The organism is Streptomyces sp. NPDC001157 (assembly GCF_053598255.1).
In genome coordinates this window covers 130783-145924 of sequence record NZ_JBSFJW010000001.1, presented here as the reverse complement: position 1 = coordinate 145924, position 15142 = coordinate 130783, and the positions used below count along the sequence as shown (strand labels likewise).

Sequence of the window (15142 nt, the reverse complement as noted above, 5' to 3'; positions counted from 1 at the left end):
GGGGCGCGACATGGTGCAACTCGAGCGAGGGCCGAGCGACGTGAACCGTACGCCCCTGGAATGCCGCAGCATCGGCGATGCGCTGCTGGTCCATCCCGAGGGGAAGCTCAACCCACAGGTGCGAGCCTTCGTCGGCGGACTGGCCCACGACCCCGAGCACACCCTGGTCGTCGTCGACCTCCCGGAGGACCCGCCGGCCGAGGACTGGGAGTCGGTCGCCCGCCTGCTCAGACGCCGGGGTCGGTCCTTCCGGCTGATCACGGGCCGACCGTGTCGCGCGAGCGCGCAGAAGGTCGGGCAACTCCTGGCCGACCGGCTCGAGCGGACCGTGCTCGCTCCGGACGGCTGGATGCTTCCCGCCCCCGGAGGCGTGCTCTTCGTGCCGGAGGACGCCGGTTCGGGGTGGCTGGGCTTCCACCCGAGCCACCCCTCCGCCTGGTCACGGCTCGTGTCGCACATGCGCGTCACCCGGGTGTCGCGCCGCTTTCCCGTGCCGGGCTGGGACGAGGCCGTACCGCAGCGCTCCTTCGCGACCAGTGCGGAAGCAACGGCCGAACCGCTGCCCGCCGGCATCTGGATCAGGCGGTCCGACCAGCAGGACAGCGAGCATGACGTCCACCGCAGGCGGCTGGCGGTCGGTCTGCTCAGCCAGTCCGACCGGCTCACCGTGGTGCTGGGTTGCCCCGGCGGCCCGGACCTGTCGCTGAGGGACATCGAACGACTGTGGGGATGCGTCGCGCCGGACGCCCGGCCGCTGGTGCGCTTCGCGCCCTACGGGCCGATCGCCGTGCCGGAGGGCAGCGCACTCGGTCAGGTGCTGGCCGACCGGTTCGGCCATGAGATCACCGTCTACGCCGGGCTGCCGACGCCCGGCGAGCCGGGCACCGACGGGCCCCAACTGCGCGTGCCCGGCGCCGACGGCACACCCGGCCCGCCCGCCCTCGTGCGCGAGATGGTCTACCGGCCCGTGGGTGCGACCGGTGGCGTCGCGCCGCCGCCCGAGCTGCGTGGCCGCCGTGCGCCGGCGGACGGCCTGCCGGAGGTCGCGCCGGGTGTCTACCGGTACACGCCCGACGCCGTTCTGGAGGTGACCCAGAGCGGTCTGTGGCTACGGCCACCGACAGCGTCGGCCGACGCCCCCGCGGTGCACCGCGTACCCGGCGATCCGGCCCGCATGGTCATCCACTTCGACGCGGGCACCCCCGAGTCGGCGGAGCGGATGCGGTCGCTGGCCGAAGAGGTACGGCGGGGTCTCGATCCGCTGCTCGGCGAGCGCTGCCGGGTGCTGCCCGCTCCGAAGCACATCCCCGAGACGGACTCCGGCGGGGGCTCCTTGGAGGAGTTGGGTGCGGCAGCGCCGTGGAGCGGGGCCGGAGGGCAGGGCACTGCGGGTTCTGGCGGGTTCGCGGGGTCTGAGGCGCCCGCGGGCTCTGAGGGGCTCGGTTCGCCGCCGGGGGTTGCGGGTGGAGCCGCGGAGTCCGCGCGGGGGGCTGTGGCAGGAGCGGCTGATCCGGAGGCGGGAGCGTCTGATCCTGCGCGGGGCCCGAGGGGACCTGCGAGCGGGGTGCCCGGAGCCGGCGGTGGAGTTCCCGGAGTCGGCGGTGCGCTGTCGGCGACCGGGGCGGCGGTGCCCGAGGCGGGGGAGGGTGTGCCCGCGGCCGTACCGGCGTCTGCCACAGGTGCGCCGGGGCCTGTCGGCCCCGTACCGGAACACGCGACGGACGGCCCAGGGACCGTCGACGAGGAGAAGGCGCACGCGTCGACCCCTGACGTCGGGGGGGCGGGTCCCGTGCCCGGCGCGGCCGAAGCCCCGATCACCGGTCCGGCGACGCCGGGCGCACCGACCGCGCAGGCGACGCCGTCCCTACCGGCGCCCATCCGCCCGCGGGGCCTTCGCCTGGAGTCCGCCCCGCCATCCGGGCCCGCGCCTGCCGAATCGGCCGAGGGCTCTTCCGGTGGTGCGGCCGATCTTGCTTCAGCCGGTGGGGCCGAGGTGCCGTCCGCTGGGGCCGACGCTCCCGCCACCGATGCGGACACCGTCGATCCCGAGCCCGACGTCCACCGGGCGCCGCGGACCTCACCCCCGCCCCCTGCGGCACCGGCACCGACGTCATCCCCTGTACCTCCTGCGACGGCTGCCCCGGTGCCGTCGGCGCCCCCTGAGCCCGGCCCTTCGACGACGCCCGCCCCCGGGCCGGGTGCCCCGCCCGCCGCGCGGCCCAAGGCCCAGCGGTCGGCGGTCCGCGTGCAACCCGTGCCCACCGCCGAAGCCTGCGCCGCACTCCCGGAGCGCGGCATCGAGCAGGAGCGCGCCTGGTTGCGGCGGACGTTCCAGCAGCAGTACGACGCCGCCGCGAACCACGTGGCGCGGGTGCTGTCCGAGTCGCCCGGGCTGCGCGGCGGCTCCCGGCAGTCGGCCGACGATGTGGTCACCGACCTGGTCGCGGTCCGGCTGTACCTGTCCGGCGGAACCGACCGGATCGACAGCGCCGTGCGCAGCGCGGCCGTCGGCCCGCACGTGCCGCTGGCGCGTTGCGTGGCGTCAGGGCTGCGCCGACTGCCCTCCTATCGCGGTGCCACGATGCTGCGCACCACGCTGAGCGAGGCGGAGTGGCAGTGGTACGGCAAGCGGCGGGTCGTCACCGAGTGGGCGTTCTGCTCCGCGCTGACCACCGCGCATCCGGACCTGCCCGGCGACGTCGACGTACTGATCTGGTCGATGACCGCGCGCCGCACCGCGCTGCTGGACCCCACCGTCCCCGACCGGGTGTTCTACCTGCCCGGCACCAGCTTCAAGGTGCTCGGGGTGCGCGACGAGGAACGGCGCGTACTGCTGCTGCGGGAGCTGACGGGGCCGGAGATCGGCGCGGACGGGAACGTCGACCTGCGCCGCCTCCCACTGGACGACATCGCCCTCACCCGGCTGGAGCAGGCCGCCACGGAGTGGCGGGACACCAAACCCGCCGTACGGCTCCCGGCGACGGCCGTCGGCGCGCTGCGCCATCCGCCGGGGCTGATCCTCACCGACCGCAGCGCAGCACGGCGCGGCGCCGACACAGCACCACCCAGGAAGGGAACGACGCCATGACGAGGCAGGTCCTGCTGGTCTCCCCGGACCGACCCGGCGCCTACCAGTCCATCGGCGAGGCACTGCGGGCCGCCTCCGACGACGCGCTGATCACCGTAGCCACAGGGACGTACGAGGAAGCGCTGGTCATCACGCGCATGGTGACCGTCGCCGCCGAGAGCGGCGCGGGCGAGGTACTCATCCGCGCGCGCTCGGGAAGCGCCGTCGTCATCGACGCCGAGGCCGTGCAGCTCTCAGGGCTGACGATCTCCGGTGGGGACGACGACACGGCCGCCGTCGAGATCCGGCGCGGCGAGGCCGCACTGGACACCTGCCGGATCACCGGCGCGGGCTGGACGGCGATCCTGGCGTGGCACCAGGGAACGCTGGTGGCACGGGACTGCCGGATCGACGAGGCGCAGGGCGCCGGGATCGTGGTGACCTCGGCCGGTGGCAACACCGTCGAGCGGACCGTCGTGAAGGAGACCCGCTCGTCGTCCATCGTGGTCGCCGAGAGCGGGCGGCTGACGGTCCGCAAGAGCGTCGTCGACCGGGCCGCGGGCAACGGGATCTGCGTCAACGGACACGGGCACGCGCAGATCCAGGACACGAAGATCACCGGGAGCGGCAAGCCGGCTCTGGTCGTCGAGCAGAACGGCGCGGCCGAGGTGTCCGGCCTCACCGTGACGGACAGCGTGAGCGTGGACGCGTACCTCACCGGCAAGGGCCGGATCACCCTCGCCGGGTGCCGGTTCTCCGGGTCCGGGGCGGAGTCGGTGCACATCGCCGGCGGTGCGAGTCCGCTGCTCAAGGAGTGCCACGTCGCCGCCCCCGGCCGTACCGCGGTCCGCATCACCGGCAAGTCGCGGCCCCGGCTGGAGAACTGCGAGATCACGCAGGCGTCGGTGGGCGTGGCCGTGGACGGCGGCAGTACGGCCGACCTCAGACAACTGTCCGTACGCGGGGCGGCCGAGGCCGCCGTGGTCGTCTCGGACGGCGCCACCGCCGAGCTGGAACGGCTGACGGTGGCCGAGGGCGCCGGCATCGGACTACGGGTGGCGGGCGCCGCCAAGGTCGCGCTGCGGGACAGTGAGATCGCCACCGACCGGGCGAACGCGGTCGAGCTGGCCGAGAAGGGGACCGGTACGTTCCAGGGGCTGCGCCTGCGCACCGCCGGCGGCTCCGGCATCTCCGTGACCGACGGCTCCGCGGAGGTGGTGTCCGCCTGGCTCCATGGCTGCGAGATCCTCATCGGGACCGGCGCGACGCTCACCCTGCGCGACAGCGAGATCGCCGGCTCCGGGACCGACGGCGTCCGGGTGACCGGTGGCGGATCGGTCACGGCGATCGGATGCCGGGTGCACAGTGCCCGCGGGCACGGCCTCAACATCCAGGCCAAGGCGCGGGCCGAGGTCAGCAACTGCACGATCTTCGACAACGCCGGGGACGGCGTACGCACCAACACCGAGGAGCCCGTCGTCGTCCGCGACTGCGAGGTGCGGGACAACGGCGGCCGGCAGGTGCACCAGCTCCGGGACAACCCGCAGTTCACCGCCACCAACCTGACCGGCGGCGACCGGAAGACCAAGTCCGGGCCGAAGGGGAAGCAGCGGCCGCAGGACGGCGCGCAGGAGCCGGGCGCGCCGGAGAGCGCGCAGCACACCGGCACCGGACCGCTCGCCGAACTCGACGCGCTGGTCGGGCTGGAGAGCGTCAAACAGGAGGTCACCGGCCTCATCAACCTCAACAAGATGGCTCAGCGCCGGGAGGAGATGGGCCTGCCCATGCCCCCGATGAGCCGGCACCTGGTGTTCGCCGGCCCCCCGGGCACGGGCAAGACGACGGTGGCCCGGCTCTACGGCGCGGTCCTCGCCGAACTGGGCATCCTCAGCCAGGGCCACATCGTGGAGGTCGCGCGCGCCGATCTCGTCGCGCAGTACATCGGCGCCACGGCCATCAAGACCACGGAGGTCTTCACCAAGGCGATCGGCGGCGTGCTCTTCATCGACGAGGCCTACACCCTGACCAGCCAGGCCAAGGGGAGCGGCCCCGACTTCGGCCAGGAGGCCGTCGAGACCCTCATGAAGCTCATGGAGGACCACCGGGACGAGATCGTGGTCATCGTCGCCGGCTACTCCGAGCAGATGGACCAGTTCCTGTCCTCCAACCCCGGCATGGCGTCACGCTTCTCGCGCACCGTCGAGTTCCCCAACTACTCGGTGGACGAGCTCGTGACGATCGTCCGAGGCCTGTGCGGCAAGCACTACTACGAGCTCACCGACTCCGCGCTGGACGCCCTCACCGCCTACTTCGAGCGGATCCCGAAGGGGCCGACGTTCGGCAACGGCCGTGTGGCCCGCCAGCTGTTCGAGTCGATGATCAACCGGCAGGCATCCCGGCTGGCCACCCAACCCCCCGCGGAAGACTGCGAGTTCACACGCCTGACGGCCGACGACGTGGAGACCGCGCCCGGCGCCGAGCCCGCCGCACCCAGCTCCGGGGGCAACCCGCAGCCGGTCCCACGCAGCAGCCGGCGCCTGGCGAACCTGGTCGGGCTGGAAACGGTCCGCACCTCGTTGCTCGAACGCCTCGCCGGACTCGCGGAGTTGCACCGGCAGCGCCAGCCGGTCGCGGGGCTGATGAACCTGGTGTTCGCCGGCAAGCAGGGCAGCGGCCGCAGCGCCGTGGCCTGCCTGTACGCCCGCTGCCTCGCCGAGCACGGCCTCCTGGCGACCGGCGCGGTACACCGGCAGGCCCTCTCGGCGTTCCCGGCGCGCTGGCGGGAGCAGGCCGAGGCGTACGCCGCCGCCCTCTTCGACGAGGCCGCCGGCGGGCTGCTGCTGCTCGAACTGGACGAGGCGTTCCAGGCCCGCCCGGAGGCGGAACGCAGCGCCGTGACGGGCGCCCTGCGCGCCGCCGCGGCGGCCAACGCCGAGGTGGCGGTGGTGCTCTGCGGTGAGCAGTCGACCCTCGCGGAGGCACTGAACGCGCCACCGGGCTCCGAACTGGCCACGTGCTTCGCCGAGTACCTGCCGTTCCCCGACTACTCCGGAGCGGAGCTGGCGGAACTCTCCCTGCGGTACCTGACCGTTCGTGGATTCACGGTCGAGGACCATGTGCGCGGCTCACTCGTCGAGCACTTCACCGACTCGCCTCCTCCGGCGGGGTCGTACGGGGCGCACCGATTCGCCGAACGTCTGACCGCGGCCGACTCTCCCGCCATCCGGCCGGCCCTCCGCGAGGACGCCGCCGGGACCGTCGGCGCAGGTCAGGCGCCTGGGCAGGAGGGCAGCCCGGCTCTGGCGGGCGCGGGCGCAGGCGCCTGACGGGAGTCGTCGGGGCAACGATCGCTGGTGGACCGGGCAAGGGACGCCGAATGCCATTCCATTCGCCGCCGGGCTCCGAGAAAGTATGAGCAGAAGGTTCCACCAGGAACTCGAAACCCGAACAGGAGGATTCCATGGCAGGCAACATGACACAGGTCGATCTTGCCGGACTCCGGCAGGCCATCAACGTCTTCTCGAATGGCGTCGCCAACTTCAACAGCCAGTACAGGTCGATGTCCCAGACGGTCAGCAACATCTCGTCCGTGTGGAGCGGAGAGGCTTACCAGTCATTCGACCGGGCACTGCAGAGCTGGCTCGCGGACTTCAACAAGGTGGTCCAGGTCCTCAACGGCATGGAAAACGCTCTGACCCAGAACACCAACGTGTTGGACCAGACGAACCAGGCGACCATCCAGCGCGCCCAGCAGGCCGCTGCCGGAATCACCACTCCGACCCTCCCCGGTTTCTGAGAAACAGTCACCTTCCCCCCTCCCCCTCCCGCAGAAAAGGAATAGGAGAATCAAATGGCGGATTACAGCCTCCAGTTCGATGGCCTCGAAGAGGCAGTCACCCAGATGGGCACCATCTCTCATCGGATCAACGACTTCCTGGAGCAACTGCAGAGCGGCACCATGAAGTCGATTGTCGAGTGGGAGAGCGGCGCGCGCGACCTGTTCGACCAGCAGCGCAGCATCTGGGCCAATGGCGCCGCAGACATGGCCACGCAGGCCGCCAACGCCCAGATGGCACTGAACCAGATCACCGGCCACTACGCCGACGGTGAGCGGTCCGGCGTGAACATCTGGAACCACTGATGCCGGATACCAATTCCCTCGACTGGGGCGACAACGGCGGTTCGTACGGCAAGGAGCAGCCCCAGTCGTCGCCGAAGGAGTGGGATCCGACGACGTTCCACGCGCCGCAGACGCGATCCGGGCCGCAGCGGCACGACCCCACACCGCCGAAGGTTCCCGGCGGTTCGGCCGGCGGAAGGAAGACGTCCGTCGACACGCCGTCCATGGAACTCTTCGCCGACAACATGGAAAAGCTGGCCGGGCCGGTGACGGAGGCGTACAAAAAGCTCATGCAGCTTGAACGGGTCAATCCCGGCGCCTTCTACGACGGCTACGCACTTCGGCAGGTCACCTGCGGAGCCAACGGTGACTCGGGGCTCCAGGACAAATACATCAAGATACTCCACGATCTCGGCCAGGGTCTGGCAGATCTCAGCGCCGGCGTACGCCAGCTGAGCGCCAAGTACAAGACCACCGAAGAAGAGGCCAAGATGACGGCGGAGGATCTGAACAACGCAATGCAGTCCGCACAGGGCGATTTCAGCAAGATGGGCACTGGTGGATGAGAACAAGCCGTACGGCTGCCGCAGGCGGCGTCAGGTGGGTGTGTACCTGACGCCGCTTTAGGCGTTTGCCCATACAGGCACGAACGGGAGCTTGGACGCCATGGGATGGAAACCCGAAAGCAAGGACTACAACACCGGCAACACCACCCAGGAGTCGGACACCTCCGGGATCTTCGGCAACAACTCCGTCATGGGGTCCACGAATGACTACGACACCTGGAACTGGAAACAGATCGAAGCGGTCATCGTCGGTGGTTCGAATCTTCCTTCCCAGCAGGACGCGCACCGGGCCGAGAGCGTGGTCTCCCCGCAGAGCCTCTATGACGCCGGTGACACCTTCCAGTTCGTGCAGGAAGTCCTGCAGATGGTCTCGCAGAACATCGTCGCGCAGGCCAACGCGCTGGCCGGCCACCAGGACGCACCGTGGAAGGGTGCCGCGGCGGACTCCTTCATGACCATGATGCAGACCTTCTCCAAGCAGGTGGCGTCCGGCGCCAACGCGCTGTCCGGGGGCAGTATGGGCGCATCGGTCGCGCAGACCCTCGTCGACGCCGGCAACAACCTCGCGGTGGCCCAGGCGAACATCGCCACCATCGACCACTGGTACGCGCAGCAGGCACTGAACCTCGGCATCGAGCCGATGGACAACGGGCTCATTCCGGTCAGCCGGAACCCTCAGATCGTCAAGATGATGACGGACGACATGCGCACTGTGCTGCATTCGCTGGCCCGGCAGTACTCCCTCCAGACGCGCACGCTCAGCCAGGTTTCCCCGGAGAACGTCACGTCTCCGACCAGCGGTCCGAACCCCAATCTCACGCCGCCGGAGATCCAACCGCTGCCGGATGTTCACCCCGGCGGTGCTCTCCCCCCCATCAAGACGCCCCCCACGCCGACCATCCCCTCGGTGTCCCCGTCCCCGGTATCCGTGCCTTCGCTGTCCCCGTCCCCGGGGTTCTCGCAGACGGTATCCGTACCCCAGTTGTCCTCGTCCCCGATATCCGCACCGGTGGGGCCCTCGTCGCCGATATCCGTGCCCCCGTTGTCGTCTCCGACGCCCTTCTCCCCGGGGGGACTCGGGGGGCCCGCGCTGCAGGGTGCCCCGAGTGCGTCGGGTTTGCCGGATCCGTCGGGCATCGGCGGCGGTACGTCGCTGAACTCTCCGGTGCTGGGGGCGCCGCCGATGGGGTTGCCCAGCAACTCGCCGGTTACGCCGACCCAGTTGGCCTCGGCGCCGGTGCAAGACCCGCTGGGCGCTCCGGGTGGTGCGCCGGTCGATTCTCCGGTGCTCGGGGTGCCGCCGATGGGGTTGCCGGGCAGCTCGCCGGTGACGTCGGCCAAGCTGGCTTCGGCGCCGGTGAACTCGCCGCTGCCGGGGTCCATGCCGTCACCCGCGCCCTTCCCCGGGAAACTGGACCCCGCGATGCACGCGGCCCTCAACCCTGGCTCCGCGCCGGACGCGACGTTGCCGACGGCGCCCGGGATCAAGGGCGGGCCCTCGTCGCCGTCGATCGGCTCTCCGTCGCCGATGCCGTCGGGTTTGCTGAAGGGCAGCAAGCTCGGGAGTGGGCTTCCCTCGCCGCAGGGTGTCAACGCGGGTGGCGTGAGCGTGCCGGCCGGCGGCCTCGCAGGCGTCAAGCCCGTCTCCCTCGGCTCGCTCCCGACCACCGGTGGAGGGCTGTCGCCCACGGGGGGCTTGGTCGACCCTGGTGCGATGCCTCTGCCGACCATGCCGTCGAGCCGGCGCAAGGGCGCCGCCGATGAGCGTACGTCGCCCACTCTCGGCTCTCCGTCGCCGATGCCGTCGGGTTTGCTGAAGGGCAGCAAGGTCGGGGGCGTGCTTCCCACCTCGCAGGATGTCAACGCGGGCGGCGTGAGCGTGCCGGCCGGCGGCCTCGCAGGTATCAAGCCCGTGTCCCTCTCGTCGCATGTGCCGACGAGCGGGGTGACGGCGCCGGGTGGGTCGGTGCCGGGGGTGGCTGTTTCGCCGTTGCCGTCTGACTTGTTGGGTCATGGTGGTGCGGATGGTGCCGGGGTGCACGGTGTTGGTACGGGTGCTGGCATGGGTGCGGGGATGCCGTTCATGCCGATGTCTCCGGGTGGTGGTGCGTCGAAGGAGGAGCACCGTTCGGACGCTTCCGGTTTGGTGTCGCGTGGTGTTGAGCCGTGGGCGGGCAAGGGTGTGGTGTCGCCCGTTGAGGGTGAGGTGTCGCCGAGCGCGGGTGCTGGTGCCGGTGGGCCTGGGTTGGTGATGCCGGGCCAGGGCGCTGGGTCGGTGCCGTCCGGGTCGGTGTCGCCGTTGCCCGAGGGGGCGTTGGCCCCCGGTTCTGTGTCGCATGTGTCGGTGCCGGGTGGGTCGCTGCCCGCCGGATCCGTGCCTCACCTGTCGGTGCCCTCCGGGTCGGTGCCGCACGTCTCTGCTTCTCCGTTGCCGTCTGACTTGTTGGGTCATGGTGGTGCTGGTGGTGTAGGGGTGCGCGGTGCCGGTGTTGGTGCTGGTGGTGTGTCGTTGGGTGGGCTTCCTGGTCTGGGGTCTGTTCCGGAGGGGACTGGTGCTGGTACGGGTGCTGGTGCGGGGATGCCGTTCATGCCGATGTCGCCGGGTGCTGGTGGTGCGTCGAAGGAGGAGCACCGTTCGGACGCTTCCGGTTTGGTGGCGCGTGGTGTTGAGCCGTGGGCGGGCAAGGGCGCGGTGTCGCCCGTTGAGGGTGAGCTGTCGCCGAGCGCGGGTGCTGGTGCCGGCGGGCCTGGGCTGGTGATGCCGCTGCCTGACGGGTCGCTGCCCACCGCGTCCGTGCCGGGTGCGTCGCTGCCTGGCTCTGTGTCGCCGTTGCCTGAGGGGTCGTTGGCCCCCGGGTCTGTGTCGCATGTGTCGGTGCCGCACGTCTCTGCTTCTCCGTTGCCGTCTGACTTGTTGGGTCATGGTGGTGCTGGGGTGCGCGGCGCTGGTGCTGGGTCTGGTGTTGGCGCTGGTGGTGTCTCGTTGGGCGGGGTTCCCGCGCCGGAGGGGAATGTCGCCGGTGCTGGGGCTGGTGTTGGTACGGGTGCTGGCATGGGCGCGGGGATGCCGCTCATGCCGATGTCGCCGGGTGGTGGTGCGCCGAAGGAGGAGCACCGCTCGGACGCTTCCGGTTTGGTGGGGCGTGGTGTTGAGCCGTGGTCGGGTAAGGGTGTGGTGTTGCCCGTTGAGGGTGAGGTGTCGCCGACGGCGGGTGCTGGTGCCGGTGGGCCTGGGTTGGTGATGCCGGGCCAGGGCGCTGGGTCGGTGCCGTCCGGGTCGGTGTCGCCGTTGCCCGACGGGGCTCTGCCCTCCGGGTCTGTGTCACATGTGTCGGTGCCCGCTGGATCTGCGCCGGAGTCGGTGTCGCCGTTGCCCGAGGGGTCGTTGGCCCCCGGGTCTGTGTCGCATGTTGCGGTGCCGCCGGGTGTGTCTGTTTCTCCGTTGCCGTCTGACTTGTTGGGTCATGGTGGTGTCGGGGTGCGCGGTGTTGGTGCCGGCTCTGGTGCTGGTGGTGTGTCGTTGGGCGGGATTCCCGCGCCGGAGGGGAATGTCGCCGGTGCTGGGGCTGGTGTTGGTACGGGTGCTGGCATGGGTGCGGGGATGCCGTTCATGCCGATGTCTCCGGGTGGTGGTGCGTCGAAGGAGGAGCACCGTTCGGACGCTTCCGGTTTGGTGTCGCGTGGTGTTGAGCCGTGGGCGGGCAAGGGCGCGGTGTCGCCCGTTGAGGGTGAGCTGTCGCCGAGCGCGGGTGCTGGTGCCGGTGGGCCTGGGTTGGTGATGCCGGGCCAGGGCGCTGGGTCGGTGCCGAGCGGGTCGGTGTCGCCGTTGCCCGAGGGGTCGTTGGCCCCCGGCTCTGTGCCGCAGGCGTCGGTGCCCACTGGGTCCGTGCCTGGCTCTGTGTCGCCGTTGCCTGAGGGGTCGTTGGCCCCCGGGTCTGTGTCGCATGTGTCGGTGCCGCACGTCTCTGCTTCTCCGTTGCCGTCTGACCTGTTGGGTCGTGGTGGTGTCGGGGCGCGCGGTGCTGGGTCTGGTGTTGGTGCCGGCGGTGTGTCCTTGGGTGGGGTTCCTAGCCTGGGATCTGTCCCGGACGGGCCCGGTGCCGGTGCCGGTGCTGGCATGGGTGCGGGGATGCCGTTCATGCCGATGTCTCCGGGTGGTGGTGCGTCGAAGGAGGAGCACCGTTCGGACGCTTCCGGTTTGGTGGCGGGTGGTGTTGAGCCGTGGGCGGGTAAGGGTGTGGTGTCGCCCGTTGAGGGTGAGCTGTCGCCGAGCGCGGGTGCTGGTGCCGGTGGGCCTGGGTTGGTGATGCCGGGCCAGGGCGCTGGGTCGGTGCCGACCGGGTCGGTGTCGCCGTTGCCCGAGGGGTCGTTGGCCCCCGGCTCTGTGCCGCAGGCGTCCGTGCCTGGTGGGTCGCTACCGGCCGGGTCTGTGCCGCGTGAGTCGGTGTCCAGCGGGTCGGTGTCGCCGTTGCCCCAGGGGTCGTTGTCCCCCGGGTCTGCGCCGCACGCGTCGGTGCCCGCTGGGTCTGTGCCGGGGTCGGTGCCGCCGTTGCCCGAGGGGTCGCTCCCCGCTGGATCCGTACCGCACATGTCGACGCCCATAGGGTCCGCGCCGCACATGTCGGTGCCGAGCGGGTCGGTGCCGCACGAGTCTGTTTCCCCTGTGCCGGCCGGCTCACTGGGCCACGGCAGCGCCGGCGGTGGCGGGGTGCGCGGCACAGGCGCCGGCGCGACTCCCGTCTCGGTGGCGGTGCCGGAAGGTGCTGGTGGAGGGATGCCGTTCATGCCCATGGCGCCGGGCGCTGGTGGTGCGCCGAAGGAGGAGCACCGTTCGGACGCCTCCGGACTGGTGTCGCGCGGCGTCGAGCCGTGGGCGGATGCACACGGCGACGTACCCGGTGACGGCGAGGTCTCCCCGTCCGGAGGGGCGTCCGCGGGCGGTCCCGGACTGGTGCACCAGAGCGCCGGTGCGACGGTGTCGCCAGATGCCGACGTCGATGGTGTGGCGCTCCCCGGCGTGACGGGTGCCGGCATGCCCGCGCCCAAGAAGAAGGAGGAGCATGACGACGACGCCGTGCTCGTTCCCCCTCTGCTTCCTCTGCCCGGCACGCTGACCGGCGCCGCTCAGCCGACCCCGCCGGCACCGCCGGTACCGGCGACGACCCAGGAGGACGGGGTGGAAGAGCCCACCGTGGTACGTCCGGGTCCGCTGCCCACCGCCGCGCGCGTGGGGGTCGCCGGGGCGTCGGTGCCCGCCGAGGGCGAGACGGTCGCCGGCGCACCGGAGGGCGCCGAGGAGGCCGGTCTCGGTGCGGCCACGGCATCCGAGGAAGCGGCTGCTCAGGGAGGCGGCATGATGCCGCCGTACGGGGCGTCCGGCGGGGCCCCCCGGGGGACCGACGAGCGCTCGGACTCCTCGGGGCTGCTGGGGGACACCGAGAACGGCTGGGCCGATCCCGGAGCCGAGGACCTGCCGAGCGAGACGCAGGGGGCCCCCGCCGGAGGGGCGATTCTCCGCGGTGCCGCGTCCGCGACGTCGGACGAGCTCGCCGAGGAGCGTGTCGCGGTGGTCCGCAGTGCGGAGACCGTGGAGGACACCAGCGCCTGGGAGGCCTCCGACCCCGCGATGCTGTGGGCGCCCGGCGGACGCCGTACCGAGGACGAGGAGGAGGAAGAGCTCCTGCCCAAGTACGTCCTCAGCGACGACGACGGGTGGAGCGACGAGGACGGCGCGGTGCCCGAGGCAGGCATGGACGCCGACGGGGACGAGCAGCAGCACCAGCAGGACGGCACGGACACCGCTGCCAAGGAGCCGGGGTGGAGAGACGAGGACGGCGCGGCCTTCGCCGCCGGGCTCGGCTTCCCGCAGACCCCCGCCCCCGACATCAGCTCCGCCGAGCCCGTCACCGCTCCGGCCCTGGCCACCTGGCGGCCCGACCGCTCCCAGGCCGCAGCCGCCGAACAGCCGCCGATGCCGGTCACCGGGTACGCCGGGATGCTGCTCAGCACCGCGGAGGTGCCCGACGACGAGGAGGAGGACGAGCAGGCGGAGGAGACGGAGGAGGACGGCGAGGAGGCGAAGAGCAGCCACGGCATCGCCGACCTGCTGAGGCAGGGCGCCGATTCCTGGGGCGCCGTCCCCGACCAGGCCGACGCGCTCGGCTGACCGTGCGGCGCCGTGACGCTGCGGTGCGGTGACGGTGCGGCGGAGCGCGTCGGGATCAGCCGCCGCGTTCGCCGCACCTGGCCGTTGGGGCAGAGGTCGGTGTCCTTCGGGTCACCCTCGGCCTAATCGGTTCCGCAGTCCGGGAGGGGCATGTTTCCTGTCTCTCATCGAATCTGCGCGAGAGACGCGGGGAGCGCTCCCATTGACATGGGGCGCTCGCGTCATGGCAGGTGGGAGAGGTGCAACGTGCCAAGTAGTCCCTATGACCAGCACATCGAAGAGCTGCTGGGCGCGTACCGCAGGGAGCGGGCCCAGATCGGCGACCTGCAGCGCAGGATGCGTGAGGTCCAGGCGAGCGCGACGGCTCCTCGTCAGGCGCTGAAGGTCACGGTGAACTCACAGGGTGAGGTGACCGCGATCGAGTTCCCCACCGGCGCCTACAAGCGCATGGCTCCTCTGGAGCTCTCGCAGATCCTCGTCTCGACCATCCAGAAGGCCCGGACCACCGCCATGGCGGAAGTGGCCGAGGTGCTGTCCGGCCACCTTCCCGAGGGGATCTCCGCCACCGATCTGCTGCAGGGCAAGGCCGACCTGGGCGGACTGCTGCCCGAGACGCCGGCCATGGCGGACGAGGTCCAGGAGTACGTCGTCAACGGTCGGCCCGGCCGAGGAGCGGGCGGTCCCCGGATCGCACGGCCTCCGCTCGCCTGAGAACCCCCGGGATTCCTGGAACCCGGAATCTCAGATTCCCCCGGAAACCCCGGAATCCGGGGATTTCTCCCCGCTGAGTCGACATGAGACAGGAGGTCGCAGTGTCTTCCGACTACTTCGCTGTGGATCCCGACCGTCTGGCCAAGAACGCCCCTCAGGTGCGGGCATTTTCCGACCAGATGAGGCAGGTTCTCGGCCAGCTGGAGTCTCGTATGAACGAGCTCGGCGACTGCTGGGGCGACGACCCGATGGGAAAGGCCTTCGCGCAGCAGTACCTCACTCCCCGGGACCAGATGATCGACGGGCTGAAGGGAATCGTCGACGTGCTGGACAGCACGGCCGACGGTCTGGAGACCATGGCGAAGGGCTTCCACCAGACCGAAGAGCAGGCAAAAGCGACGGCGCACGGTCTGGAGCGCGGCACCGGCACGCACGCGTCTCCCGCCGCGGACACGAAGCCGTCGGGTGGTTCGCGCGGCCCCGGCCCTGCACATCGCTGACGTTTTTCTGAA

General features: G+C 71.2%; 10 protein-coding genes. 8 read left to right on the top strand and 2 right to left on the bottom strand.

Annotated elements, in window-relative coordinates; all coding sequences use genetic code 11:
• The first annotated feature begins 10 nt into the window (after positions 1 to 10).
• The 5 genes from ACWDAG_RS00550 to ACWDAG_RS00530 all read left to right on the top strand — a co-directional run bounded on the left by ACWDAG_RS00550 (position 11) and on the right by ACWDAG_RS00530 (position 7753).
• A complete protein-coding gene (locus tag ACWDAG_RS00550) occupies positions 11 to 3088 on the top strand; it encodes a hypothetical protein (protein WP_450693378.1) in 3078 nt (1025 codons plus the stop codon).
• Complete coding sequence (locus ACWDAG_RS00545) at positions 3085 to 6393, top strand: right-handed parallel beta-helix repeat-containing protein (protein WP_450693377.1); 3309 nt, start codon at positions 3085 to 3087, stop codon at positions 6391 to 6393. The genes ACWDAG_RS00550 and ACWDAG_RS00545 overlap by 4 nt, the downstream gene beginning before the upstream one ends.
• A gap of 134 nt (positions 6394 to 6527) precedes the next feature.
• Positions 6528 to 6863, top strand: a complete 336-nt coding sequence (locus ACWDAG_RS00540; RefSeq protein ID WP_450693376.1) for a WXG100 family type VII secretion target — start codon at positions 6528 to 6530, stop codon at positions 6861 to 6863.
• A gap of 54 nt (positions 6864 to 6917) precedes the next feature.
• On the top strand, positions 6918 to 7208 hold the full coding sequence (locus ACWDAG_RS00535; protein ID WP_450693375.1) for a WXG100 family type VII secretion target: 291 nt from the start codon (positions 6918 to 6920) through the stop codon (positions 7206 to 7208).
• Positions 7208 to 7753: a hypothetical protein gene (locus tag ACWDAG_RS00530; RefSeq protein ID WP_450693374.1), complete on the top strand. Its 546-nt coding sequence runs from the start codon at positions 7208 to 7210 to the stop codon at positions 7751 to 7753. The genes ACWDAG_RS00535 and ACWDAG_RS00530 overlap by 1 nt, the downstream gene beginning before the upstream one ends.
• Before the next feature lie 318 nt (positions 7754 to 8071).
• Here the strand turns inward: ACWDAG_RS00530 and ACWDAG_RS00525 are convergent, their stop codons facing one another.
• Both ACWDAG_RS00525 and ACWDAG_RS00520 read right to left on the bottom strand, forming a co-directional pair.
• Positions 8072 to 8410: a hypothetical protein gene (locus tag ACWDAG_RS00525; RefSeq protein WP_450693373.1), complete on the bottom strand. Its 339-nt coding sequence runs from the start codon at positions 8408 to 8410 to the stop codon at positions 8072 to 8074.
• A 192-nt stretch (positions 8411 to 8602) separates the two neighbouring features.
• Positions 8603 to 9310, bottom strand: a complete 708-nt coding sequence (locus ACWDAG_RS00520; protein ID WP_450693372.1) for a hypothetical protein — start codon at positions 9308 to 9310, stop codon at positions 8603 to 8605.
• 3217 nt (positions 9311 to 12527) lie between these two features.
• On the opposite strand from ACWDAG_RS00520, the gene ACWDAG_RS00515 reads away from it, so the two are divergent.
• The 3 genes from ACWDAG_RS00515 (at position 12528) to ACWDAG_RS00505 (ending at position 15130) form a co-directional block, all read left to right on the top strand.
• On the top strand, positions 12528 to 13919 hold the full coding sequence (locus ACWDAG_RS00515; RefSeq protein WP_450693371.1) for a hypothetical protein: 1392 nt from the start codon (positions 12528 to 12530) through the stop codon (positions 13917 to 13919).
• Positions 13920 to 14165: 246 nt separating this feature from the next.
• Positions 14166 to 14630, top strand: a complete 465-nt coding sequence (locus tag ACWDAG_RS00510) for a YbaB/EbfC family nucleoid-associated protein (RefSeq protein ID WP_450693370.1) — start codon at positions 14166 to 14168, stop codon at positions 14628 to 14630.
• 101 nt (positions 14631 to 14731) lie between these two features.
• Positions 14732 to 15130 carry a WXG100 family type VII secretion target gene (locus ACWDAG_RS00505; RefSeq protein ID WP_450693369.1) on the top strand — a complete coding sequence of 133 codons (399 nt, stop codon included), beginning with the start codon at positions 14732 to 14734 and terminating at the stop codon, positions 15128 to 15130.
• Positions 15131 to 15142 lie beyond the last annotated feature (12 nt).

What these genes read in the sequence shown, in the direction of transcription:
- ACWDAG_RS00545 (WP_450693377.1), top strand. Translation starts at nt 3,085, where the DNA reads ATGACGAGGCAGGTCCTGCTGGTCTCCCCGGACCGACCCGGCGCCTAC.
- ACWDAG_RS00515 (WP_450693371.1), top strand. Translation starts at nt 12,528, where the DNA reads ATGCCGTTCATGCCCATGGCGCCGGGCGCTGGTGGTGCGCCGAAGGAG.
- ACWDAG_RS00525 (WP_450693373.1), bottom strand. Translation starts at nt 8,410, where the DNA reads ATGAGCCCGTTGTCCATCGGCTCGATGCCGAGGTTCAGTGCCTGCTGC.
- ACWDAG_RS00550 (WP_450693378.1), top strand. Translation starts at nt 11, where the DNA reads ATGGTGCAACTCGAGCGAGGGCCGAGCGACGTGAACCGTACGCCCCTG.
- ACWDAG_RS00535 (WP_450693375.1), top strand. Translation starts at nt 6,918, where the DNA reads ATGGCGGATTACAGCCTCCAGTTCGATGGCCTCGAAGAGGCAGTCACC.
- ACWDAG_RS00540 (WP_450693376.1), top strand. Translation starts at nt 6,528, where the DNA reads ATGGCAGGCAACATGACACAGGTCGATCTTGCCGGACTCCGGCAGGCC.
- ACWDAG_RS00530 (WP_450693374.1), top strand. Translation starts at nt 7,208, where the DNA reads ATGCCGGATACCAATTCCCTCGACTGGGGCGACAACGGCGGTTCGTAC.